At 46.6% G+C, this 23,906-nt stretch carries 19 protein-coding genes; 9 read left to right on the top strand and 10 right to left on the bottom strand.

What is annotated here, in order from left to right:
* The first annotated feature begins 1 nt into the window (after window position 1).
* From DYB02_RS08600 to DYB02_RS08560, 8 genes are all read left to right on the top strand, one after another.
* On the top strand, window positions 2-1,174 hold the full coding sequence (locus tag DYB02_RS08600) for a glycosyltransferase family 4 protein (protein WP_025591111.1): 1,173 nt from the start codon (window positions 2-4) through the stop codon (window positions 1,172-1,174).
* A complete protein-coding gene (locus DYB02_RS08595; protein ID WP_029805291.1) occupies window positions 1,167-2,597 on the top strand; it encodes a lipopolysaccharide biosynthesis protein in 1,431 nt (476 codons plus the stop codon). The genes DYB02_RS08600 and DYB02_RS08595 overlap by 8 nt, the downstream gene beginning before the upstream one ends.
* Window positions 2,594-3,958: an O-antigen ligase family protein gene (locus DYB02_RS08590; RefSeq protein ID WP_029805294.1), complete on the top strand. Its 1,365-nt coding sequence runs from the start codon at window positions 2,594-2,596 to the stop codon at window positions 3,956-3,958. The genes DYB02_RS08595 and DYB02_RS08590 overlap by 4 nt, the downstream gene beginning before the upstream one ends.
* Before the next feature lie 115 nt (window positions 3,959-4,073).
* A complete protein-coding gene (locus DYB02_RS08585; protein ID WP_029805297.1) occupies window positions 4,074-5,198 on the top strand; it encodes a glycosyltransferase in 1,125 nt (374 codons plus the stop codon).
* On the top strand, window positions 5,195-6,628 hold the full coding sequence (locus DYB02_RS08580) for a GumC family protein (RefSeq protein ID WP_005455029.1): 1,434 nt from the start codon (window positions 5,195-5,197) through the stop codon (window positions 6,626-6,628). Before DYB02_RS08585 ends, DYB02_RS08580 begins: the two co-directional genes overlap by 4 nt.
* A gap of 235 nt (window positions 6,629-6,863) precedes the next feature.
* Window positions 6,864-7,982 carry a glycosyltransferase gene (locus DYB02_RS08570; protein ID WP_029805301.1) on the top strand — a complete coding sequence of 373 codons (1,119 nt, stop codon included), beginning with the start codon at window positions 6,864-6,866 and terminating at the stop codon, window positions 7,980-7,982.
* Window positions 7,975-9,168: a glycosyltransferase family 2 protein gene (locus tag DYB02_RS08565; protein ID WP_025818384.1), complete on the top strand. Its 1,194-nt coding sequence runs from the start codon at window positions 7,975-7,977 to the stop codon at window positions 9,166-9,168. Before DYB02_RS08570 ends, DYB02_RS08565 begins: the two co-directional genes overlap by 8 nt.
* A gap of 10 nt (window positions 9,169-9,178) precedes the next feature.
* Window positions 9,179-9,817, top strand: coding sequence for a sugar transferase (locus DYB02_RS08560; protein ID WP_029805304.1), 639 nt, complete (start codon window positions 9,179-9,181; stop codon window positions 9,815-9,817).
* 18 nt (window positions 9,818-9,835) lie between these two features.
* Here DYB02_RS08560 and DYB02_RS08555 read toward each other — a convergent pair whose 3' ends face one another.
* The 5 genes from DYB02_RS08555 to hrpA form a co-directional block, all read right to left on the bottom strand.
* Window positions 9,836-10,225 (bottom strand): ATP-binding protein, encoded by a 390-nt coding sequence (locus DYB02_RS08555; RefSeq protein WP_020840675.1) that lies wholly within the window; start codon window positions 10,223-10,225, stop codon window positions 9,836-9,838.
* A gap of 120 nt (window positions 10,226-10,345) precedes the next feature.
* Entirely contained in the window at window positions 10,346-11,926 is a 1,581-nt protein-coding gene (locus DYB02_RS08550) for a BCCT family transporter (RefSeq protein ID WP_029806824.1), read from the bottom strand.
* A 384-nt stretch (window positions 11,927-12,310) separates the two neighbouring features.
* The gene (locus DYB02_RS08545; RefSeq protein WP_005454858.1) at window positions 12,311-12,826 is read right to left on the bottom strand and encodes an outer membrane beta-barrel protein; all 516 of its coding nucleotides are present in this window, start codon (window positions 12,824-12,826) and stop codon (window positions 12,311-12,313) included.
* Window positions 12,827-13,069: 243 nt separating this feature from the next.
* Window positions 13,070-13,549, bottom strand: a complete 480-nt coding sequence (locus DYB02_RS08540) for an outer membrane beta-barrel protein (protein WP_005483427.1) — start codon at window positions 13,547-13,549, stop codon at window positions 13,070-13,072.
* Window positions 13,550-13,733: 184 nt separating this feature from the next.
* Window positions 13,734-17,720 carry an ATP-dependent RNA helicase HrpA gene (hrpA, locus tag DYB02_RS08535; RefSeq protein WP_025499062.1) on the bottom strand — a complete coding sequence of 1,329 codons (3,987 nt, stop codon included), beginning with the start codon at window positions 17,718-17,720 and terminating at the stop codon, window positions 13,734-13,736.
* A gap of 185 nt (window positions 17,721-17,905) precedes the next feature.
* Between hrpA and DYB02_RS08530 the strand changes: the two genes are divergently transcribed.
* Entirely contained in the window at window positions 17,906-18,490 is a 585-nt protein-coding gene (locus DYB02_RS08530) for an FMN-dependent NADH-azoreductase (RefSeq protein WP_029804220.1), read from the top strand.
* Between the two features lie 56 nt (window positions 18,491-18,546).
* On the opposite strand, the gene DYB02_RS08525 is transcribed toward DYB02_RS08530, so the two are convergent.
* The 5 genes from DYB02_RS08525 to DYB02_RS08505 all read right to left on the bottom strand — a co-directional run bounded on the left by DYB02_RS08525 (window position 18,547) and on the right by DYB02_RS08505 (window position 23,681).
* Window positions 18,547-19,044, bottom strand: coding sequence for a 4Fe-4S binding protein (locus DYB02_RS08525; protein WP_029804218.1), 498 nt, complete (start codon window positions 19,042-19,044; stop codon window positions 18,547-18,549).
* On the bottom strand, window positions 19,031-19,642 hold the full coding sequence (locus tag DYB02_RS08520; RefSeq protein ID WP_029804217.1) for a TorD/DmsD family molecular chaperone: 612 nt from the start codon (window positions 19,640-19,642) through the stop codon (window positions 19,031-19,033). The genes DYB02_RS08525 and DYB02_RS08520 overlap by 14 nt, the downstream gene beginning before the upstream one ends.
* A gap of 111 nt (window positions 19,643-19,753) precedes the next feature.
* A complete protein-coding gene (locus DYB02_RS08515; protein ID WP_029804215.1) occupies window positions 19,754-20,605 on the bottom strand; it encodes a dimethyl sulfoxide reductase anchor subunit family protein in 852 nt (283 codons plus the stop codon).
* Entirely contained in the window at window positions 20,605-21,234 is a 630-nt protein-coding gene (locus DYB02_RS08510) for a DMSO/selenate family reductase complex B subunit (RefSeq protein WP_029804214.1), read from the bottom strand. Before DYB02_RS08510 ends, DYB02_RS08515 begins: the two co-directional genes overlap by 1 nt.
* Entirely contained in the window at window positions 21,234-23,681 is a 2,448-nt protein-coding gene (locus DYB02_RS08505; RefSeq protein WP_029804213.1) for a DmsA/YnfE/YnfF family dimethyl sulfoxide reductase, read from the bottom strand. Before DYB02_RS08505 ends, DYB02_RS08510 begins: the two co-directional genes overlap by 1 nt.
* Between the last annotated feature and the right edge of the window lie 225 nt (window positions 23,682-23,906).

Below are 23,906 nucleotides of genomic sequence, written 5' to 3'. Positions count from 1 at the left end.
CATGAAACGTGTATTGATGTTCGATGCGATTCCAATGCAAGGTGGTTCCAAAATCGCCAATGCGGAGCTACTCAAACAGTGCAATAAGCTCAACGTTGTTGGTTATTTGGTGACAACAAAACCTGAGCATTGGACGCCACTTTTGCAAGACACGCCGCGCATCCAGATTCTCAACATAAAAGCGGCGCCGTTTTGCTCCACTCATGGCCTTATCTATTGGTTGATGAACGCGTTTTACCTGATTCAACTGCTCAAGGTTTGCATGAAGCTGCCAAAAATAGATTGGTATCTGGGGCTTTCTTGCCCAAGCAATGACATGCCTTTGTACCTGATGAGATTGTTCAGCCGCAAGCCAGTGGTACAAATGATTCACGGACCTGTTGGCGTCGCAAGATCGTCCGGCTACTGCTTAGTAAAAGCCAGCGCTATCTACTATCTGTCAAACACTCGCGAATCCTTGATTAACGCGTTGCAAGCCTATTTAAAAACACCAAAACCTGCGACGGAAAGATATTGGAGCACATTGAACGCCTCCACATTTGTGAACGGCCTTTCTCGCGAACGCTGGCCGAAACAAGCTAATCCAATCTCCAATCGCGTGTTTTGGGCAGCGAGTTTGTTGAAATGGAAAAACGTGGATTTACTGCTGGATGCCCTAACGTTAGAAAACACCACCACCATTCAATCCACCATTTGTTACATCAAACCGAATGTACCAGGCGTTGAATATTCCACTCCAGATTTTAATACCAAAGGGGTCGATTGGTATGAATCTCCAAACAACCTCAACGAATTGCGTGCACAGTGTGGTGTTTTTGTTTCCACCAGCGTGAACGAACCTTTCGGGCTTTCCATTTTAGAAGCACTGGCGTCCGGTATGTGTGTGGTTATCCCTCACGATGATAGCTATTGGGATCGCGTATTGACTCATGGAAAGAACTGCATCAAATACACACCGAATAATGCGGCTTCTCTGCACAACGCGATTCGTCTGCTTAATGAGTCACCGTGGATGAAGGTCACAATGGGACTTGAAGCCTTAAATGTCGCACAGCTATACAGCGCTGAACGCTGCTACATGCCAATCGCTCAATATTTATGTTCAGAGCATGCACCAACCAGTCATCACGGTGCCAAAGCGCGAAACAACGTCAAAGGATATGACCATGTCTAAAGCAATGACCAACATGTCACTTTTCGCGATTGCGTTAGTGATCAACAAAAGCATCAGCTTACTCATGTTGCCTGTGCTCCCACACTTTTTGACGCCAGAGCAAATGGGCAAACTCGAGCTACTGACCACTTTTGGCGTAGTGACAACCTTGTTGGTCAGCTTTGCTTTGCACGAAGCACTCTATCGTTTTGTCGGCGTGGAGAAAGACGCACAAAAAAGAACCGTTTCTCTCAACCAACTTTATTCATTGTCGGTGCTGATCGCCAGCGCGGTGGCTGCGATTCTCCTGTTACTGATTGCGTTACTCCCTATTCCTGAACCTTTTACGCGCATCGAATTTGCTGTTGTTACGCTTGCCATTGTTCTGGAGGGCAGCATTGCGATTGGCACGGCTTGGCTGCGCACTCAAGATGACAAAGCCAAAACACTGCTTCAAGTGATGGTGACGACGACTCTACTGCAAGTCACGTTTATCGTCGCGGCGCTTGCGCTGCACCCACATGTCATCTCGGTGCTGATTGGCGGTCTTATCGCTGCGGTCATGCAATTTGTTTGGTTACACATCATCAACCGTTACACCCTTGCTCTGCCTCAGATTGCCTTAGCCAAGCAGTATTTGAATTACTGCCTACCAGTAATGTTGTCTGCGCTTGTCGCGTTTTGTTTGAATGGCGCCGAGCGCTGGTTCATCGGTGCAAATGCTTCGTTGGCGACGTTAGGCATTTATGCGATTGCGGTTAAGTTCGCAGTGGGTATGTGTATTTTGGTGCAGCCATTTGGCATGTGGTGGATGCCACGACGCTTTGCATACCTCGAAAATGGTCGAGATAATGAAGCCGTGCGTGTTTCCCATTTAGGGATGATTTATGTTTCTGCGCTCAGCGTGGTTGTAGCGACACTAGCAATGGTCATGATCACGAACTTCTTGCCAGAGACCTACCATGAAGCGGTACTTTACACTCTGTTCTTGCTACCGATTGCGATGCTCAAGGAATGGAGCGAATTATTAAACATCGCCATTCTTTTCAAACGCAGAACCCGATGGTTGCTTGGTATTAATGTGGTTTCTGCCTTCGTTGCGATTGGGTTGCTGTTTGGGTTGTCTTCTCTCGGTATTTTTGGCGTGTTCATTGCGTTGTACTACGCGCAGCTTTGTAAACTCGGCTTAACTTACGCGGTTGGCCAACAGTGTATGACTCTACCATTCCATTTGAGTTTGATGGTTTTACTGCAAATTATCTCAGGTGTGGCACTGTTCCTGCTTCACTCTTCACAATCGATAGGAATCGCCATCGCAATTTGCATTTTGACATGCAGCCTGCTGGCAGGACTCACCGTTCGTTACATGAGTAAAGAAGCCCGCAGCGCATTAAGTCAGCAATTCATTCGATGGCGCGGACAAGTGAAGAGATATTCGATATGAGCCCAACCGATGTGAGAACAAAACAGTCCATTGCAGCGCTGGCGATCACCGTCGTGATTGCGCTGCTTTGGATCGTGATGCCTCACCCCATTTTGATTGTGGCAGTGTGCTTTGCACCGTTGGCATTGCTGTTCGTCCTCAATCAAACCTTTTGGCTCGTGACACTGTTCGTTATCTTCTCTTTTTTCCGTATTCACGAAGCGTTTCCTGCCATTTACAGCTTTAAAATTCCATTGCTTTTATCCCTTGGCGCGTTAGCTGCGCTAGCTTTTCATCTACTGCTAAGTCGTCAACTTACGGCATTCTGGCACCCTTCACTCAAGTGGCTGTGCATTTTCTGGGGGCTGGTTATCATCGGGATTGTGTTCGCCTCTAGCCGAGATATTGCCATCACGGTATTTAAAAATACGTATTGGAAAATCATTGTGATGACCTTGGCGATCACTTGGCTGATCACCAAACCTCAGCAGCTTGCTCAAATGTCCAAAGCGATCATCGTCGCCGGCATGTTGATTGGGTTAGTCGCGCTTAACAACGCAGCGAACGGCATTGATTTAGTCGAAGGCACTCGCGTGTCGATTGGGCGTTCCATTGGTTCAGTGCTGGGCGACCCTAACGATTTGGCACTCGTGTTGATGTTTCCTCTCGCCTTTACCGTTAGTCAATTGATGGAAAAGCGCTCGCCAACCCTATTACGACTCTTCGCGCTTATCACCTGCTTTATCCTGTTTTTCGCAGTGATACAAACACAAAGCCGTGGCGGTTTGTTGGGGTCGCTCTCCGTGTTTGCTTACTTCGCCTTTAAACACATCAAAAGCAAAACCTTGGTTTTGGTTCTTGGGGCGGTTGCGGCTTTAGCCTTATATGCTTTTGCTGGGATTTCGGGGCGTGAATCCGGCGGCGCAGCAGAAGATGGTATCGACGCATCAGCGATGGGTCGTTTGTACGCATGGGAAGCGGCTTTCAAAATGGCACTCCACCACCCGTTTACCGGAGTAGGACTGGATAACTTCTACTTCAACTACTATTTCTACAGCCCACATTGGGATGGCATCAACCACGCGGTGCACAGTACATGGTTTGGCGTGTTAGCGGAAACCGGATTTGTCGGGCTAGCGGTATTCATCACGCTGATCGTCTCGTTGATTCGCACCTCTTTAAAATCCATTTCGCTGCTCACACCCGATTCCGATTACGCATTGACTGTTGGCGCAAACGCGGTATTGAGCGGCCTTATCGGCACCATTGTCTCGGGTACGTTTCTTACTCAAGGCTTTACGTGGCCGATCTACATCCTTGCCGCGCTCACCGTGGTGGTTAGTCGTATCGTTCAATCTGATTGTCAAAATGAGAAATCCTAATCCTTTTATTTTGACAACAATGCAACTAGCTGTTTTTAAAGGCTTAAATCCTTGGCACGCATTGTGATTACTCCTTCTATCAGAAACCAAATCTTAAGAACTCAAGGAGAAACACATGACGGATATCGTAGTATTTGGCGAAGACTTCGGCGGCCTACCATCATCAACGCAGCACATCGTTCAGCGACTTGCCACCAACCATCGCATTCTTTGGGTTAATTCCATCGGTTTAAGACAACCAAAACCGACGAGTAAAGACATTCAACGTTTAGTGAGCAAGATTTCCCGCGTTTTCGGCGATACTGGCTCAGATAAGCCAACCATGCATTGTGATGCGGTAGACAACATTTTCACGGTAAATTTGCTGACAATACCGGCTCCCCACTCTGCTTTTTCAAGAAAAGTGGCAGCGAAGATGATGCAGCACCAACTAGAAAAACACTTAAAAGCGTTGAACTTCGACAACCCATTGTTTTGGACATCCCTACCAACCGCCGCTGATGTGTGTAATGCCATGAATAAGCGCGGGCTGATTTACTACTGCGGCGACGATTTTGGCGCGTTAGCGGGCGTTGATCATCAAACCGTTTTGGAGCATGAACGCACACTGGTTGATAACGCCGATTTTATTCTTGCTGCAAGCGACAAGCTGGCCGCTAGATTTCCGGATAATAAAACCACAACGCTGCCACACGGGGTCGATTTCAGCCTATTTTCAACGCCTGCTGAAAAGGCAAGCGACTTGCCGAACAATGGCCGTAAAATATTGGGTTTTTATGGCAGTTTGTCTGACTGGCTAGACTATCGTTTGATCGACCAAGTCGCCCAACACGCACCGGATTGGGATTTGGTTTTTATTGGACCGAATGAGTTTGCCCACAATCCATTACCACAGAGAGACAACGTTCATTACTTAGGGCCTCGCGCGCATCATTTATTGCCAAGCTATTCCCAACACTGGGACGCAAGTTGGCTACCGTTTGTCGACAACGAACAAATCAAAGCGTGTAACCCGCTCAAACTTTTGGAGTATTTGGCAACGGGAACGCCCGTTATTAGCACACCATTTCCGGCTCTGATGCCTTACAAACACATGTTACACATCGTCGCCGACGTCGAAGACGTGTGTACCAGCCTAAGTCACCTGCTGCCACCACCAAACGGCTCTACATCTTATGTCCAACAACAAAGCTGGGAAGCAAGAGCAGACCAAGTTGAGAAATTAGTGAGGGCACTATGAGCGATTTACGAGAAAACATCAGCGTATTACTGCATGGCGCGTGGCGACGTCGCTATATGATTGTCATTCCGATGCTTGTACTACCTATCCTTGGTTTTGGCGTAAGCAAGCTCGTTCCAACAACGTACGTCGCACACACCAGCATGTTGATTCAAGAAACGGCAAAGATGAATCCGTTTCTGCAAGATATTGCCGTATCAACCATGCTTAAAGACCGTTTGAGTGCGTTGAGTACTTTGCTGAAAAGCCGTCACGTGCTCTACTCTGTCGCAAAAGAGCAAGGGCTGATTGACGATGACATGGGCGCGAAAGAACAAGAATTCATCATCAAAGATCTCGCTTCGCGCTTATCGGTTCAACAACTGGGTAAAGACTTTATCCAAATTCAGCTAAGAAGCGGTAAAGCACAAGGAATGGAGTCAATGTTAACATCGGTGAGTAACCGATTTGTTGAGCAACTTTTGGCACCGGAACGCTCATCGATTAAGGATTCTAGTCATTTCTTGACCATTCATATCAATAAGCGAAGAGAAGAGCTCGACAAAGCCGAGCACGCTTTTGCCGAGTACAAAAACACCTACTCACACGCAACTCCAGAAATGCAGGCCCAAAGCTTGACCCGCCTAGCCAGCTTAAAGCAAACCTTGGCGGAGAAAGAAGCCGAGCTTGCCGGTGTGACTCGCAGTTTGGGGAGCTTGGACCAACAGCTTTCCAAAACCAATCCCGTCATCGGTAAGATTGAAGAACAAATTATCGAGATCCGAAGCGAGCTTACTCTGCTCCGCGCCAAATACACCGAAGCGCACAGCCTAGTACAAGGAAAATTGCGCGAATTAAAACGCTTAGAGCAAGAACGAACAGTTCTGCTCAGTTCAAAACAGCCAGAGCTGAACAGTAACCAATTGTGGGACATTGCGAGTAACGCCACGGTAAGTAGCCTTGGAGAAGCGCAGCCATTGCTCGTGTCTCAACTGCATCAACTGCAAATCATGCGTAGCCGTTTTGAATCACTCACCGAAGAAACCGTCAGTTTGCAAAAGATGATTCAAGAGTTAGAAAGCAATGCCCATCGCTTTGGTAGCACCGCGACAGAAATCAACCGTTTAGCACGTGATGTCGCCGTAAAGCGTGAAATGTACGACGACCTCGTCGAGCGTTACGAAATGGCGCAATTGACAGGATCGCTTGGTGTGTTTGAAGAAAACAAACGCGTGAAGATCATTGATGCGCCATTCACTCCGACAATTCCGTCTAATCTACCAAGTATTGTATTTATCATTCTAGGCTTTATCGGTGGTGCCGGCCTTGGCGTTGGTCTAGCCACCATACTTGAACTGGCAGATAACTCGGTGCGTTCTCGCCGAGCATTAGAAAAACACCTGGGCGTTCCGGTGATCACCACCTTGCCTAAAGTGACGTTCGCCAGTTAACTCTCCTACTAACCATAACGATAAAGCACTCGTTGACCCGAGTGCTTTTTCTTTGCTACGCCACGTTAATTTACCACATGGTTTTGTCTTCTCATTAATATGAATCTCAAATTGAGAATGTTGATTTTCAGATTTGACATTCATACCTAACCAATTGTTTTTATTTAAAATAAATAATGGCACGTAGCGTGCAATACGTTGTTCAGAGTAGATACACACTACTGAGGGCGTAAAGATGGAACGCAGAGAAGATAAAAACACCAAACGGAATCATAAAAAAGTGGTGTTGCATGTGGTGCAACACTTGGCACCGGGTGGATTAGAAACGCTAGTGCTGGATATGCTTCGCTTCGCAGAACCTCGTCACGATGTGTTTGTGGTGAGCTTAGAAGGCGCCAAATCCCAATCCTTAGCGAAATGGGCTAAGTTGACCGAATACAAAAGCCAGCTTCATTTTCTCAATAAACAGCCGGGGTTCAGCGTTAAAACCTTAGGCACACTTACGGCGATGATCAAAGGCATGAAGCCAGATGTTGTACACACACATCATATTGGTCCTTTGCTTTACGGTGGCATTGCCTCACGTTTGGCTGGCGTTCCTGTCATCATTCACACCGAACATGATGCTTGGCATTTGAACAATAAAAAAGCAGCGCGCTTACAGTCTGTGCTGCTAAAAACCGTTCGCCCACATATGGTTGCCGATGCGCACTTTGTTTCCGATCAAATCACAACCAAACTCAACTATCGCGATGTGTGCACCATTCACAATGGTATTGATTGCCAAAAGTTTCAGTGCGGTGATCGCCAAGCTAAAAGAAATCACTTTGGACTACCTGAGGATAAAACCGTAATTGGCGTAGCAGGCCGATTAGAAACCGTGAAAGGACATAAAGTGCTGATAGAGGCCTTCTCTCACCTTGAATCTCATACCCACCTTGCGATTGCAGGTGACGGTAGCCAACGCGAGCAACTTGAACATTTGGTACGCACACTCAAACTTGAGCAACGCGTCACCTTTCTCGGTTTAGTCGACGACATGCCAAGCTTCTACCAAAGCTTAGACTTGTTTTGTTTACCGTCTCTGCAAGAAGGGTTTCCGCTTTCAACACTCGAAGCGCAAGCGTGTGACATCCCTTGCGTCGCGACGGATGTTGGCGGCGTGAAAGAAACACTGTGCCCGAAAAGCAGCGCTTTGGTAGAACCTAACCGCGTATTTTCACTCGCGGAGGCTCTATCTAAACAATTGGATTCAAACATCCATTCGCCTCGTGCTTACATTCTTCAACATTTCGATATTCGTGACATGGTTGGTCGCTACACTCGTTTGGCTAAGGAGTCGACTTATGAATGATCTCATTTGGATTGCTGGTTTTGGTTTGTCTGCGTTTTTGATCATCTACCATCATGTGGGTTATCCGTTACTACTGAAATGGCTGCCACTCAAACCAAAATCTAACGACGAAGGCGAACACTTTGCAGAGCGTCATTACAAAGCCTCGGCCAGTGATAACAAACTTCCTTCCGTGACCATCATCATCCCCGCTTACAACGAAGAGCAGTGGATTGCTGAGAAAATTCGCAACTTGGCGAGTTTGGACTACCCAAGGGATAAGCTGAAAGTGGTAATCGCGTGTGATGGTTGTACCGATAAAACTGCAGAAATCGCACAAGATACCATCCAAGAAGCGATTTGCTCTGATACCTTGTTTATTGTGAACGACCACTCTATCAATCGTGGCAAAGTCGCGTTGATTAATGAAGAGATGAAACACGTCACTTCCGACATCACGGCGCTGAGTGATACATCTGCTCTGGTTTCTTGCGACTCTCTCCTTTTGGCAAGTCAGCATTATCAAAATGAGAAAGTGGGCGTCGTTAACGCGACATACCAAATTATGCGCACAAGCAATCAAGGCGAAGCCGCTTACTGGCAGTACCAGTCTCGCGTTAAACACCAAGAATCCTTACTTGGTTCAACGATTGGTTCTCACGGCGCGTTTTACACGTTCAGGACTACGCTGTTTGAGCCACTCGAAGCTGGCACCATCAATGACGATTTCATTCTCCCTATGAGAATCGTTTTGCGAGGCTTCACTTCGGTTTACGAACCTAAGATGCTCGCGCTTGAACTGGAACAAAGCTCAGACGACGCGGACTTTAAGCGCCGCCTACGAATCTCAGCCGGAAACATGCAGCAGCTGATGCAATTGAAAAAATTGTTGCTGCCTCGCTATCGTGGCACCGCCTTTGCATTTCTATCAGGAAAGGTTCTGCGTTTAGCAACGCCGTATTTGATGATTGTGTGCTTAGTGTGCTCATTGTTACTTGCTCAACATCCGGTGTTTCTATTGTTGCTGTTGGCGCAGGTAGGCATTTACGGTATTGCGTTAATGACTTATCTGATACCAGCCCTTAACACAGTGAAACCTTTCAAACTGATTAGCTATATCGTCGTTGGCCATATCGCAAACTTTGTCGGCGGTATGAAGTACCTACTAGGCATGGAAAACGGGCGTTGGAAACGCGTCAACCAATAAGGAAAGCATCATGAAAAACTCACGTTACGACTCAAATGTATTCCACGCGAAAAGAACGTTTGATGTACTGGTTGCGCTGTTGATTCTGCTAATAACCGCGCCACTGTTTCCGTTCATTGCTCTTGCCATCAAGGTCAGCTCAAAAGGCCCAGTGATTTATCGTCAACTGCGTGTTGGTCGCTGCACACCAGAGAAGATGGATCTGTTTCAAATCATGAAGTTTCGCACGATGTACATCGATGCAGAACAACGCTCAGGTGCCGTTTGGGCAACCGAAAATGATCCACGCATTACCCCGGTCGGCCGATTTTTACGTAAGACTCGTCTCGATGAGTTACCGCAGCTATTCAATGTATTGAAAGGTGAAATGTCTATGATTGGCCCTCGCCCTGAGCGACCTGCCTTTTACCAAAAGTTGGAAGATGAAATTCCATATTTTGTAGAGCGTACATACGGAGTACTGCCAGGTATTACAGGCTTGGCGCAAGTAAACCAAGGTTACGATGCTTGCATTGAAGACGTGAGAAGAAAAGTTGGTTTTGACCACAGCTATGCACTAAGCCTCGGCTCGTTTTACTCGTGGATCACGATGGATCTTTCTATCATGAGTAAAACGCTTATCGTAATGATTGATGGACGCGGCCAGTAATGCTTCGAGTCTATTTTGTTACTCTTGCCACTGGCGACGCATCTTCTCGATTGTCGCTGGTGGCACATTGTGAATGCTCTGATATTCGCCCGAACACACCATCACTTCCACCTCGATAGATTTCTTTCGGCAGTAATCTAAATACCGCTTCATTTCCCAATGTCGTACAAAGGTATTACTCACAATCACGATTTTCCCTTTGTTCAACCATTTTCGCGTTTGTTCAAAACACCATTCGTGCGCTTGCGGAAGCAAAGACGGATTGAAGTGGTACTCGCCTTTCTCATTCTCAAAATACATGTCGGCTTCGAAATGCTTCGCATCGAAATCTTTCACCAATTGTTTCGCCAAGGTTGTTTTTCCTGAGCCAGGAAGGCCACGAATGAGAATAAGTTTAGCAAGCGACATAATGCAGTTGAGTGATGAAAAAGAAGCCCAAACTGTAACGGAATTTCTTAAAAAGAAAAGCAGAAATAAAAATGCCGAGCAATGAATGCTCGGCATTGAGTATTAATTTATCAACATCGATTAGCGGTAAGCGGAAAGCTCGGTACGTAAACCTTTCACCAAACTCACACACATCAACAGTAGAACAAAGGTAAATGGCAAGCCGGTCGCAACCACACCAGACTGTAGCGCTTGCAAGGCTTCTTTACCGCCAACCCAGAGCATAACCGCGGCAATTGAACCCTCGATACACGCCCAGAAAATTCGCTGTGGAACGGGAGCATCAATCTTACCGCCCGCAGTGATACTGTCGATAACCAATGAGCCAGAGTCAGATGAGGTGATAAAGAACACCAAAATCAAAACAATCGACAGAATAGAAATCACTGAGCTGTATGGTAATACATCGTAAACATGAAATAGTGTCAGTGAAATATCCGTTAAACCATTCGCACCCAATTCACCAACTTTGTTCACGACCTGATCAAGCGCAATACCACCAAATACTGACATCCAAACCAATGTTACCAACGTCGGAATCACGATGACTGCGAACAAAAATTCTCGAACGGTACGGCCTTTCGATACGCGAGCGATAAACATACCCACAAACGGAGACCAAGATACCCACCACGCCCAGTAGAACACTGTCCAACCGTGCATCCACGTTTCGTCTTCACGACCATGCGGGTAACTCAACGGAATGATGTTTTGGATGTATGCCATTGTCGTGTCGACTAATGAACCCATCGCAGTATCAAAGGTAATGAACGTAATAAAAATAAGCAGAGCAAACGCAACGATCATATTGACGTTACTTAGGAGTTTGACACCACCGTCAATACCACGAACAACAGAAAGCACAGCAATAAAGGTTACAAACGCAATCACCACCATTTGTGTACCGATGCCGCCGTTTAAACCAAATACATGGTTAATACCACTGGTTGCCTGCTGAGCACCCAAACCAAGAGAAGTAGCAAGACCGAACAACGTCGAAAGTACAGCAAGGATATCGATAACGTGGCCTAACCAGCCCCATGCACGGTCACCAAAAATTGGGTAAAACGCCGCACGCAATGAAAGTGGTAAACCTTTATTAAAGGCGAAAAAAGCAAGCGCCAACGCAACAAGGGCGTAAATACTCCAACCGTGAACACCCCAGTGAAACATGGTCGCGCCCATCGCGAGTGATTTAGCATCGGCTGAATACGCTTCTGCGTTTAGCGGCGTACCCCACCAATCCGTGAAATAGGCCGTTGGCTCAGCCACACTCCAAAATAAGAGGCCAATACCCATACCTGCAGCAAACAGCATTGATAGCCATGAAACGGTTGAATGATCCGGCGTCGCCTCTTTACCGCCTAAACGAATCTTACCTAATGGCGAGAAAAGCAGAGCAACAGCGAACAATAAGAAAAAATTGGTAGACCACATAAAGAATGCATCAAACTGTTCAATAATTCCGTTTTTGATCCCGTTTAATGCGTCACGTGCGGTGACTGGCTCGACAAGAAGAAGTGAAATAAGACAGAAAACAACGAGACCAGCACTGATGCCGAATACGGGATTGTGTATATCGAAGCCCCATTTTTGAACGTTGTCTTGGCCAACCTGGTAGTCTGTTGTGTCGATACTATATTTTTTAAATGCATTATCCATAAATACAAATTTAACGTAATTTGAAACGCTTCTCAGGGGAGAAGAACTCCAATACCGCCCTCCATTAATTTGAACTCTAAACTTTAAAAACGATGCGAAGTTTATCACCAATCACAGATTTATGCAAAAATAACACTTTTATTGCATATTTACTGCAAATGAACGCAAAACAAGTGTCTTCAACTCACAGAAATAAGCTACGACATCTAACTATTTTTCGAAATTGGAATACGCAGAGGAAAACCGTCAATCAACAAGGTCAAACGGTATTCAGTACAAAAGAAATGGCCTCGCACATAAGGGCGAGACCATTTTGAGGTTGGTGGAGTTTTTCAACCAACTGTGAAGAGTGAGTTGGATAAAGAAGATCGGGAAGTTTGCGGTTTACAAGAAATGGAAAGTCACGTTGCCCGTAAAGCTGCTTAGGTTATCGCTGTCCCCATTGATATCCACGCCAAATGATTGGTAACTTGCACCAACAGAGATATTGTCTAACAAGAAATATTCCGCGCCGACGCCATACATGTAAGACACGCCATCATCTTTGCTGACCGAGCTTAATCCGCCATTGTAATCGACATTGAATGCATTAATGCCGCCTTTGGCATACACATGTAGCGGACCAAAATCGATGCTTGGTTTCGCCGCTAAGTAGAACGAAGTGAAATCCGCATCCCCTTTGTTGCCACCGAAAGACAAGTCGACTTTACCGTGGTTGAAATAGCCGACTTCGATACCGATTAATGGCAGAATCCCCGTTCCGACATGCACGCCATACGTTGTGTCGTTTTCGCCATCAATATCTGATTGACCAATTTGGCCGCCTGCATAAATCCATGAGTCAGCAAGCACTGATGTTGAACACAACGCCAAAGCCAATAACGAGAGTTTTGTTTTCATAGTTATACCTTCCTGTTCGATTCCTGAACGGAACATTACGCATACATGCGCACCTACTCGTCACTATATATTGGAAGGTATGGCGAATTTAAGATCAAAAAGTGAATAATTTATGTTCAGATTTTGTTTGTGTGATATCAATTCAGGTGAATAGTAGAATTAAGAGCAGTTAGGATTATCAATAGACAAAAAAACACCGGCGCAATGCCGGTGTTCAGAATTTGCATCATCTTGAACGGATGATTATAGGAAGTGCAATGTCGCGTTAACAGAGAACGTACCGATGTCGTCTTTGCCCGCAGTGTAGTTCATGTAGCTAGCACCAACAGACATTGGACCAAAAATGAAGTACTCAGCGCCTACACCGTACATTAGATCGAAATCATCATCGTCTTTGCCGCCTTTTACTTTCTTATCCCACTGGTGGATACCACCTTTCGCGTAAACGTGCAGTGGGCCAAAATCGATGCTTGGCTTAAGTGCAGCGTAGTAAGAAGTCAGCTTAGTATCTTGGCCGTTTACGTTGAACTCACCGTGTTGAGTTACACCCGCTTCAATACCGATGATAGGTAGAATACCTGTACCTACGTGCACAGAGTAAGACGTATCTGTCTCGCCTTTATAGTCAGATTGACCAACAGTTGCACCGCCGTAAATCCAAGAATCTGCCATTGCCGCAGAAGATGCGCCAAGTAGCGCCACTGCTAATAGAGTTTTTTTCATCATCTACCTTTACTCTTTATTATTCCCCACGTCTTGCAAATCAGACGTTGGTACTGCAAATACAAGGGAGGCGAACCATTGCCTCCCGAGAACTAAAAACAACACGTGACAAGTTACTAGCAATTACTGTACCAGTAACTTCTTCATCGTTTACAACAAACCACAGCGCCATTTTACTTGTTGATTAACAAGCATCAATCGCGTTTTTGATTCGTTTATCAGAAACTGGATATGGTGTGCCTAATTGTTGAGCAAAGTAGCTCACTCGAAGCTCCTCAATCATCCAGCGGATTTCTTTCACATTTTCTGGAATCACCATCCCTTTCGGGATCTTATTCAGCAACTCTTTGTAATCCTTGGTGACAGATTCCACTTTAAGCATGTGCAAACGGTCTTTGTTCGGATCGATCGGCAATTTCTCCATGCGGCGCTCAATTGCACGCATGTAGCGAAGAATATCAGGCAGACGTTTCCAGCCACATTCCGTCGCAAAGCCTTTAAAAATCAAACTTTCGATTTGCGCTTTGATGTCCGACAACGCAAACGCCATGGTGAAATCGATCTTGCCTTTCAGCTTTTTGTTGATGTTGAAAGCCGTCGTCAGAATGGTTTCTACCTGTTTGGCAATTTCTACCACGGTATCACCCAGTTCAGCGCGAACGTGTTCTTTCAACGCTTCAAACTTCTCAGGCTCCCAAACCAAACCGCCCTGCTCTTCAATAAGCTTATCGACACCACAGGCAATACAGTCATCAATCAGATCAAGCACTTTGCCGTAAGGGTTAAAGTACAGACCCAGCTTCGATTTGTTCGGCAAGTTTGCGTGCAAATATTTAATTGGCGACGGTACGTTCAACAAAATTAAGCGGCGCTGACCAGCGCGCATTGCGGTGATCTGCTCAAATTCGGTTTCGTAGAGTTTGATCTCAACGCTGTCTTTGGTATCAACAAGCGCCGGATATGCTTTTACATCGTAGCCGCCTCGTTTTTGTTGATACACTTTCGGTAGTTCGCCAAAGCTCCACGTATGCAGGCCTTGTTGTTCGATATCGTCATCCGCGACTTTGGAAAGCGTTTCTTGAACTTTGTCTTTCAAGCTTTCTTTCAGTTCATGAAGATCTTTGTTTTCCTTCAGCTTGCGATTTCGGTGATCAACTGCGCGGAACGTGACTTTCAAGTGTTCAGGCACCTGTTCTAAGTTCCAATCTTCACGCAGCACTTCTACGCCCGTCATACGGCGCAGTTCTTTTTCTAGCGAGTCCAGCAGCGGCGCTTCCATTGGTGTTACGCGTGCTAAAAACGCATCCGCATAGTTCGGTGCCGGCACAAAGTTCTTACGAATTGTCTTCGGCAGAGACTTAATCAAACTCACCACAAGCTCATGGCGTAAACCCGGGATCTGCCAGTCAAAACCTGCTGGTTCGACTTGGTTTAAAATCGGCAATGGCAAGTGTACGGTTACACCGTCACTATCATCACCCGGTTCAAACTGGTAACTCAACTTGAGCTTCAAACCATTCTGATGCCAGAAGTTCGGGTAATCCAAATCGGTGACATGACTAGCATCACCCTTGAACAGCATCTCTTTTTCAAAGTTCAGCAGTTCCGGATTTTCTTTCGATGCCTTTTTCCACCATGTATCGAAATGCTTACCAGACACCACTTCGGTACCAACGCGTTGGTCATAGAAATCAAACAGCTCATCATCATCCACCAAGATGTCACGACGACGAGATTTGTGTTCAAGCTCTTCCACTTCTTGCAAAAGCTTACGGTTTTGCTTGAAGAACGCGTGTTTGGTTTCCCACTCACCTTCAACCAATGCACTACGAATGAAGATTTCGCGGCTAACGGTAGGATCGATACTGCCGTAGTTCACCAAACGTTTCGGTACGATTGGCACACCGTAAAGCATGACTTTTTCGTGCGCCATCACCGCCGCGCGTTTCTTCGACCAATGCGGTTCGCTGTAACTGCGCTTGATAAGGTGCTTGGCTAATGGCTCGATCCACTCCGGTTGAATCTTGGCGATGATACGACCCCAAAGTTTCGAGGTTTCCACCAGCTCAGCCGACATGATCCACTTAGGTTGCTTCTTAAACAGCCCCGATGCCGGGAAGATATGAAAACGAGCGTTACGCGCGCCTTGGTATTCATTCTTCTCTTGGTCTTTCATACCAATGTGCGACAACAAACCAACCAGAATCGCACTGTGTACGCCATGGTAAGACGCAGGCTCATCGTTAAGTTTGAATTCCATTTCACGCATCGACTGGTGAATCTGGAAGTACACATCTTGCCACTCACGTACGCGCAAGTAGTTCAAGTAATCTTGCTTACATTGTTTGCGGAATTGGTTACCCGTCAACGCTTTCTGCTGCTTCTGGATGTAATCCCACAAGTTCACAAATGTCAGGAAATCCGACTCTTCATGGAAGAAACGACGATGTTTATCATCTGACGATTGTTGTTTGTCTGAAGGACGCTCGCGCGGATCTTGAATCGACAATGCCGCTGCGATGATCATCACTTCTTTTAGTGCACCATATTTTGGAGCTTCCAAAACCATGCGCGCGAGACGCGGGTCGATAGGCAAGCGAGCCAATTGGCGACCAATGCTGGTTAAGCGTTTTTTCGCGTCCTTCGCTTCGGCGTTAATCGCACCAAGCTCTTCCAACAAGCGAACACCGTCTTGGATGTTGCGTTTATCCGGCGCTTCCACAAATGGGAACGCTTGAATATCACCCAAACCCAGTGCCGTCATCTGCAAGATAACCGATGCTAGGTTAGTACGCAGGATCTCAGGATCGGTAAACTCCGGACGTGACTCAAAATCTTCCTCTGAGTACAGACGAATACAGATACCCTCTTCCACACGACCACAACGACCTTTACGTTGGTTCGCGCTCGCCTGAGAAATTGGCTCAATTGGAAGGCGCTGTACTTTAGTACGGTAACTGTAACGGCTAATACGCGCCGTACCCGGATCGATCACGTACTTGATGCCCGGAACCGTCAACGAGGTTTCTGCTACGTTGGTTGCCAGTACAATTCGACGACCAGCATGCGGTTGGAAGATTTTGTTCTGTTCACCCGCCGACAAGCGCGCGTAAAGCGGCACAATTTCCGTGCTCTTCAGGTTACGTTTAGACAGTGCATCAGCGGTATCACGGATTTCACGCTCACCGTTCATGAAGATCAGGATGTCACCTAAACCTTCATCACACAGTTCGTCTACCGCTTCGAAAATACCTTCAAGCTGGTCACGATCGTTGTCGTCATCACCACTTAGTGGGCGGTAACGCGTTTCTACTGGGTAAGTACGACCTGACACTTCAATAATTGGTGCATTGTTGAAGTGTTTTGAAAAACGCTCTGGGTCGATGGTTGCCGACGTGATGATCACTTTCAAATCAGGACGACGTGGTAGCAACTCTTTCAAGTAACCCAAGATGAAATCGATGTTAAGGCTGCGCTCGTGCGCTTCATCGATAATGATGGTGTCGTATTGATTCAAGAAACGGTCGTGTTGAATCTCAGCCAGTAAGATACCGTCTGTCATCAATTTGATTTGGGTGTTTTCAGAGATCTGGTCGTTGAATCGAACCTTGTAACCAACAAACTCACCCAGTTTGGTTTCCATCTCTTCGGCAATACGGTTCGCAACCGAACGCGCCGCAAGACGACGAGGCTGAGTGTGGCCAATCAGACCAAACTTACCGCGACCAAGCTCAGCACAGATTTTTGGTAGCTGAGTGGTTTTACCTGAACCGGTTTCACCCGCAACGATAACCACTTGGTTTTCTTCGATCGCTTTCGCAATGTCGTCGCGTTTTTGGCTGACTGGCAGGATTTCTGGGTATTCAATCGTTGGCTTGTAGCTGCTGCGTTGTTCCGCAACCATCATCGATTTAGCAATGTCTAATGCGATTTCATCAAACACAGCGTTACGCGCTGCGTCCTTCTTAATTTTGCTTGCACCAGAGATTCTTTTACTCAAACGAAAACGGTCGCGCATCATGCACTGATTCAGTGCTTTACGCAGAGATGCCGCGCTGTTCACTTGAGCCTGAGGTGTTTGAGCTTGTTTCGCTGTCGCCTTTTGCGCACCATTTGACGGTGTCGCTTGCTCTTCAGCGGGGGTCTTTTTTGGGGGCTGTGACGAAGTCAAAGCGTTTCCTATTCTTTTCATTACAAAAACTGCGCGGATTGTATCACACAAGGTCTGCAACAAGATAACCGAAAGCTCATTCAATTTTTTCGAACATGTTAAGCGAATCGCTAGGCTTTTGAACTCACTTACCTTGCTTATAATGGCTCCCATAGTCGAAAGCACTTATTTAAGGAATAACCATTATGTCTCGTGTACTAGCTCTAAAATCAAGCATCCTTGGCGATTACTCTCAATCAAACAAATTGGTTGAAGACTTCATCAAAAATGTAGACCAAGACAAACTGACCGTTCGTGATTTGGCTGCAAACCCACTGCCAGTTTTGGACTTCGCCGTTGCCACTGCACTTCGCGCAACGGAAGACCTTTCACAAGAACAACAAGCGGTTGTCGACTTGTCTGATACCTTGATTGAAGAAGTAAAGGCAGCAGACACTTTGGTTATCGCTGCACCAATGTACAACTTCACCATTCCGACTCAGCTTAAAAACTGGATTGATTTGATTGCTCGTGCAGGCGTGACATTCAAATACACAGAAAACGGCGTTCAAGGTTTGATTGAAGGTAAGAAAGCGATCGTAGTAACCACGCGCGGTGGTATCCATAAAGATTCACCAACCGACAACGTGACGCCATACCTACGCACTGTACTGGGTTTTGTAGGAATCACTGATGTGGAATTTGTTTACGCAGAGGCGTTAAACATGGGTGACTATGCGGCATCGAAAGGCATTTCAGAAGCACAAAGTCAACTTGCCACAATGGCATAACTTCAACGACAAAAAGAATACAAATAAAAAGGGATTGGTGTACGCCAATCCCTTTTTTATCGTTTTAAGTCAAAGCTGATCATGCTGGTGTAACAGCTTTGCGCACATTGCCCACAACCTTTGCATTTGGCTGCATCAATTTTGGGTTTGGCATCGTCTTGCCATTGCAAGGCATCGTATGGGCAACTGTCCTCGCAACTACCGCAATAACCGTATAAGTTTTCACAGCTGTTCGAGATAGTTGCAATCAAGCCTGTAGACTCTGTTTGATTTGAAAGCGCCAATGTAGGGCATGCCGACTTACACTCACCGCATAAATCACATACTGAGTAGCTGATGTCTAACGCGGCAACGCCACCAACCATTTCAATGATTTGGCTTGGACATGCAGAAGCGCACTTTCCGCATCCATCACATAACCTTGTGAACATCGACTCTTCCACCGCATACGGTGGTCTCGCTTTAACACGAGGCTCTTGAGCTTGCTCTACTGGCGCGCGACGGAACGAAAACAGACGTCGCTTGCTTAGGTCAACCGATTCAGACTGGCGCATCCGAGTAATCTCTCTTTGCTGGCACAACGACTTGGTATTGCTCACTCAAGGATTGAAGTAATTCTTCAGTAAGGTTCGACAGTTTTGAGTAAGGCGTGAGAGTCACCGCTTTTTTGAAGCGCTTGTTGAAAAAACCAAACCACGTCATCAAGTGCTCGCGCAGCATTTCAGCCGCCAGTTTTTGCTGTTCAGTTTCAATCAACATGCCTAACACCATCAGCATCAAGCCGATCTGGTCTTCTGGCTCACGTTGGTCAGATTCCAAAGAAAAACCACAACGCTGCAAGAAGTAACGATATTCAATGGTTGATTCACCAAACAACACCGCCTCTTTATCTAGATAAGCCGATCCCCAAGGTGGCGCTGGCATCTCACCAATACCGGAAAACATGCGATCGTGCTCCATTTGCAGTGCCTCTTCGCTCTCGTTTTGAAAGCTGCGTAACATGTCATTAAGCGCTTCGATTGGTGTATCTGTATTGCTCAGCAACGTATCGAGATTTGCCTCAGAGTAATCTTTAGGCTGGTAGTAAAACAGTGCACCAAACAGCTTAAGAACGATGCTGGTATCTTGTGGTTCAAGTTGAGAAATTTGCATGAAGTACCTTTGATGACTGGCGCTTTTATTCTTCGATTAAGTAAAACGGAAAAGAGGTGGGACGAACACTCGCCCCACTCTATTCATGGTTATCAGCACAAATCACGGTTATTAGTACAAACCAGATGTAAAGTGCATGCCGTAGAACACGTTACGACCCAGAATCTCCGCAACGAACAAGGCGACGAATGCCACGATAACCAGCAAGTTCTTCTGACGACCTTCTGCGGTAAACAACTCAGCGAATACCCAAAGAGCAGTAGCAACCACAAGCAACATCACATGACCGGCAACATAGCCAGATAGCATGGTGATTTGATCTAAGCCACTGTGAATCGCGGTTGAGATACCTGCGAAGTGAATGGTTTGCATTACTGAGAACGCTAGGTTCAGCGCAATCAAACTCACACCTGCCCACATTAGGCGACGATTGGTTTTCTCAGCCGTCACGTCCAATACGTTGATCAGCGTGTAACCAAACATCAGGCCCGAAGTCACGACCGTGAACCAAAACGCAACCGTTGTCATTGGTGAGTACCATGCTGGAACCGTTTCGATTTGGTAAACATTTGCCATCGCGAACATGAAAATCACGCCAACCGCGATAGACAACCAGTTCACGATTTTGCGCACGCCTTCGCTGCCGATTTTTAGAATCGTTAGCAACCAGTACAAACCCGCTAGAGACAGAAAGCTTGCACCTGTTAAGATCTCGTTAGATAGCGCCGCACTACCAACACGGTTTAATGCGTTGAAGGCACGAAGTGGGCTACCTAAGTGAGTGGTTGAGAACAAGAAACCCAATCCCATTACAACCAAAATTGCAAAACGAGCGATGTTCATACGAGGTTCTGTCACGCGTGGTGGCTTACCGAATTTCTCGAATGCGTTAACCGTTAGGTGCGCGCCAACCGCTGTTTGAGCAAGAACCGTAAAGGCAACTAATGGTGCTTCGTATAACATTATTTCACCTCTCTTGGATTCTGTAGGAAACCCGTGCGGTCATTGGTTGGACGACCATTTGGATTTAGCTTCACGATCAGGTTTGGGCTCGTAATGCGAGAATCTGGCAATGGTGCCACATCCGCGTTTGAACCGTATTTCGCGCGTAGCTCATCAATTGGACCAAACTCAATCGCACGCAATGGGCAGCTGTCCACACAGATTGGCATTAAGCCTTCTGCGACACGTTCGTAACAGCCATCACACTTGGTCATGTGACCTTTTTCTTCGCTGTATTGAGGCGCGCCGTAAGGACATGCCATGTGACAAGATTTACAGCCGATACACACGCTTTCATCAACAACAACAAAGCCGTCTTCTTCACGCTTGTGCATTGCACCAGATGGACAAACCTTGGTACACGCAGGGTTAGTACAGTGGTTACAAGAGATCGATAGGTAGTACGCAAACACATTTTGACGGAACGCGCCGTTTTCTTCTGTCCAGTTGCCGCCTACATATTCGTAAACACGACGGAAGTTACGGTCGACACCCAGATCTTTATTGTCTTTACAAGAGAGCTGACATGTTTTGCAGCCAGTACATTTGCTTGAATCAATGTAAAAGCCATACTGTTTCGCTGTGCTCATTATTTAGCCCCCATTTTCTTAATTAGCGTCACTTCAACGAGGTTGGTATGGCTCGGGTTCGATTTTGCCAACGGGCTTGGACGTTGTGTTGTCAGCACGTTGATTGAGCCCGCTTGGTCAACACCTTTTGCGTTTGGTGCGTACCATGCACCCTCACCTAAGCCAACCACATGCGGCATGATGCGTGGGGTCACTTTTACGCGAACGTTCATTTCACCGAACTTGCTGCGCACGCTAACCAAATCACCGTTTTCAATGTTGCGTGACGCTGCATCAATCGGGTTGATCCAAAGATCTTGTGGTGCTGCTGCTTTTAGGATGTCGACGTTGCCGTACGTAGAGTGCGCACGAGCTTTGTAGTGGAAGCCCGTTAACTGAAGCGGGAACTCTTTACGATCTGGCGAATCCCAGCCGTTGAACGTCGATACGTATTCAGGCAATGGTGTGATGGATTCATCTTCATCCAGTTCCCATTCTTCGTTGATCTGCGCGAGGGTCTCTGAGTAGATCTCAATCTTACCTGATGGCGAAGGCAATGGATTCGCTTCTGGGTCACGGCGGAAGTCCTCAAACGCCACGTGTGGACGGTCGAATTGCTTCTTGTAGATGCCCTGCTTTCTCATCTCATCGTAAGACGGCAGGTTTGGATCGTTGTTTTGTTTGACGGTCTGAGCGTACATCCATTGCAGCCACTCTTCTTGCGTGCGACCTTCAGTAAACTCATCAAACACGCCCATACGCTTCGCCACGCCAGACATGATGTCGTAGATTGGCTTACATTCGAAACGAGGTTGAATCGCTTGGCTTGCAAAGATGAAGTAAGGCATTGACGCCGCCGCACCATCCATACAGAAATCCGATTGCTCTGACGTTGTACAGTCTGGCAGTACGATATCGGCATACTTCGCAGAAGACGTCATGTGGTTATCGATCACCACAATCATTTCACACGCTTTTTCATCTTGAAGAATGTCGTGTGTGCGGTTGATGTCTGAGTGTTGGTTAATCAGGCAGTTACCCGCGTAGTTCCAGATGAACTTGATGTTGTTTTGCAGCTTCTGAACACCTTTGATACCGTCAGTAAGATCGGTCATCTCAGTGCCACGGAAAATCGTATCTGTCCAAAGGAACATTGGGATAGAAGCGCTGATTGGGTTTGGCACTTTCGGGAAGCGTTGGAATGGGTAAGAGTGGTTACCCTCACGAGCACCAGTACCACCACCTTGTAGACCAACCTGACCTCGAAGCAGAGACAGCATCATGATCGCTTTACACGCTTGCTCCCCGTTTGCTGAGCGTTGTAGACCCCAACCTTGCGTGATGTAAATACGTTTTGCATCGCCGATTTCACGCGCAAGTTTCAAGATCACATCAGCAGGAATACCTGTGATTGGTTGTGCCCACTCTGGTGTTTTCTCGATACCATCTGGACCTGTGCCCATGATGTAATCTTTGTAGCTACCGTTTTCTGGCGCTGACGCTGGCAGTGTTTTGCGGTCGTAACCCACACAGTAACGGTCAAGGAAGTCTTGGTCGACTTTATCTTCGCTGATCAATACATTTGCGATAGCAGCGATCAGTGCAGCGTCAGTACCATGCTTGATTGGTACCCATTGGTCTTCACGGCCAGCGGCAGTATCGGTGTAACGAGGGTCGATACAGATCGTACGTGTGTGGCTGATGTTTTTTGCGTCCACGTAGTTGTGAACCTGACCACCGCCCGACATACGAGTTTCTGCAGGGTTGTTACCAAACATCAGACAAAGATCTGCATTTTGTACGTCGTCAATCGAGTTGTTGTCTACCCAAGTGCCGTAGAAATACTCAGACATACATTCAATGTTAGCTGCCGAGTAGTCGCCGTAGTGATTCAGGTAACCACCACAAAGGTTCATCATACGTGCAACCAATGTCGCGCTCGGATCCCAGCTCTTAGTTACCGTACCACCCAAGGTACCCGTACCGTAGTTTAAGTAAACCGCGTCATTACCGTAGTCTTTAATGATGCGTTTTAGGTTGTCACCAATGAGGTCAAAGGCTTCGTCCCAAGTGATGCGTTTGAACTTACCTTCACCACGTTTACCAACGCGAAGAAGTGGGTATTTCAAACGGTCTGGCGAGTAAACACGGCGACGCATAGAGCGACCACGCAAACAAGCACGAACTTGATGATTGTGGTTATACACATCATCACCCGTGTTATCGGTTTCTACCCATTTGATTTCACCGTCGACCACGTGCATACGAAGCGGACAACGAGAACCACAGTTTACGGTACATGCCGACCAGACAATTTTTTCATTTGGTTTTGCTGGCGTTTCTTTGGCAACCGCTTTAGTTGCGAACGGGAGAGAAAGCGCGTTTCCTGCTAACGCTAAAGCGCCAAGTGCAGAACCGCCCTTTAAAGCATCACGCCGAGTAATATTAAACTTACCATTTTGACTCATGGTTTTTTCCTAAGTGCATTTAAAATTGGGAGTGGCGCTTAATTAATAACAAGTGGGGAAAGAACACTAATTAGAAACAAATAAGATATAGAGATCGTATTTTCAAAATAGGCATGATTTGAAAATATCTAAAACACTTTGAGGTCAAAGTGACATTTCTAAGATCTATTAATCAAGCTTTACTTATCAGGCCTTGAGCAACTAAAGCCAGACAAGAAACCACTA

Source organism: Vibrio parahaemolyticus (genome assembly GCF_900460535.1).
GTDB classification, from domain to species: domain Bacteria; phylum Pseudomonadota; class Gammaproteobacteria; order Enterobacterales; family Vibrionaceae; genus Vibrio; species Vibrio parahaemolyticus.
This window is presented reverse-complemented; position numbering and strand designations above follow the sequence as displayed.

Excerpts from the sequence above, each read along its gene's own strand:
- DYB02_RS08600 (WP_025591111.1), top strand. The coding sequence starts at position 2 with ATGAAACGTGTATTGATGTTCGATGCGATTCCAATGCAAGGTGGTTCC.
- DYB02_RS08595 (WP_029805291.1), top strand. The coding sequence starts at position 1,167 with ATGTCTAAAGCAATGACCAACATGTCACTTTTCGCGATTGCGTTAGTG.
- DYB02_RS08590 (WP_029805294.1), top strand. The coding sequence starts at position 2,594 with ATGAGCCCAACCGATGTGAGAACAAAACAGTCCATTGCAGCGCTGGCG.
- DYB02_RS08585 (WP_029805297.1), top strand. The coding sequence starts at position 4,074 with ATGACGGATATCGTAGTATTTGGCGAAGACTTCGGCGGCCTACCATCA.
- DYB02_RS08580 (WP_005455029.1), top strand. The coding sequence starts at position 5,195 with ATGAGCGATTTACGAGAAAACATCAGCGTATTACTGCATGGCGCGTGG.
- DYB02_RS08570 (WP_029805301.1), top strand. The coding sequence starts at position 6,864 with ATGGAACGCAGAGAAGATAAAAACACCAAACGGAATCATAAAAAAGTG.
- DYB02_RS08565 (WP_025818384.1), top strand. The coding sequence starts at position 7,975 with ATGAATGATCTCATTTGGATTGCTGGTTTTGGTTTGTCTGCGTTTTTG.
- DYB02_RS08560 (WP_029805304.1), top strand. The coding sequence starts at position 9,179 with ATGAAAAACTCACGTTACGACTCAAATGTATTCCACGCGAAAAGAACG.
- DYB02_RS08555 (WP_020840675.1), bottom strand. The coding sequence starts at position 10,225 with ATGTCGCTTGCTAAACTTATTCTCATTCGTGGCCTTCCTGGCTCAGGA.
- DYB02_RS08550 (WP_029806824.1), bottom strand. The coding sequence starts at position 11,926 with ATGGATAATGCATTTAAAAAATATAGTATCGACACAACAGACTACCAG.
- DYB02_RS08545 (WP_005454858.1), bottom strand. The coding sequence starts at position 12,826 with ATGAAAACAAAACTCTCGTTATTGGCTTTGGCGTTGTGTTCAACATCA.
- DYB02_RS08540 (WP_005483427.1), bottom strand. The coding sequence starts at position 13,549 with ATGAAAAAAACTCTATTAGCAGTGGCGCTACTTGGCGCATCTTCTGCG.
- DYB02_RS08530 (WP_029804220.1), top strand. The coding sequence starts at position 17,906 with ATGTCTCGTGTACTAGCTCTAAAATCAAGCATCCTTGGCGATTACTCT.
- DYB02_RS08525 (WP_029804218.1), bottom strand. The coding sequence starts at position 19,044 with ATGCGCCAGTCTGAATCGGTTGACCTAAGCAAGCGACGTCTGTTTTCG.
- DYB02_RS08520 (WP_029804217.1), bottom strand. The coding sequence starts at position 19,642 with ATGCAAATTTCTCAACTTGAACCACAAGATACCAGCATCGTTCTTAAG.
- DYB02_RS08515 (WP_029804215.1), bottom strand. The coding sequence starts at position 20,605 with ATGTTATACGAAGCACCATTAGTTGCCTTTACGGTTCTTGCTCAAACA.
- DYB02_RS08510 (WP_029804214.1), bottom strand. The coding sequence starts at position 21,234 with ATGAGCACAGCGAAACAGTATGGCTTTTACATTGATTCAAGCAAATGT.
- DYB02_RS08505 (WP_029804213.1), bottom strand. The coding sequence starts at position 23,681 with ATGAGTCAAAATGGTAAGTTTAATATTACTCGGCGTGATGCTTTAAAG.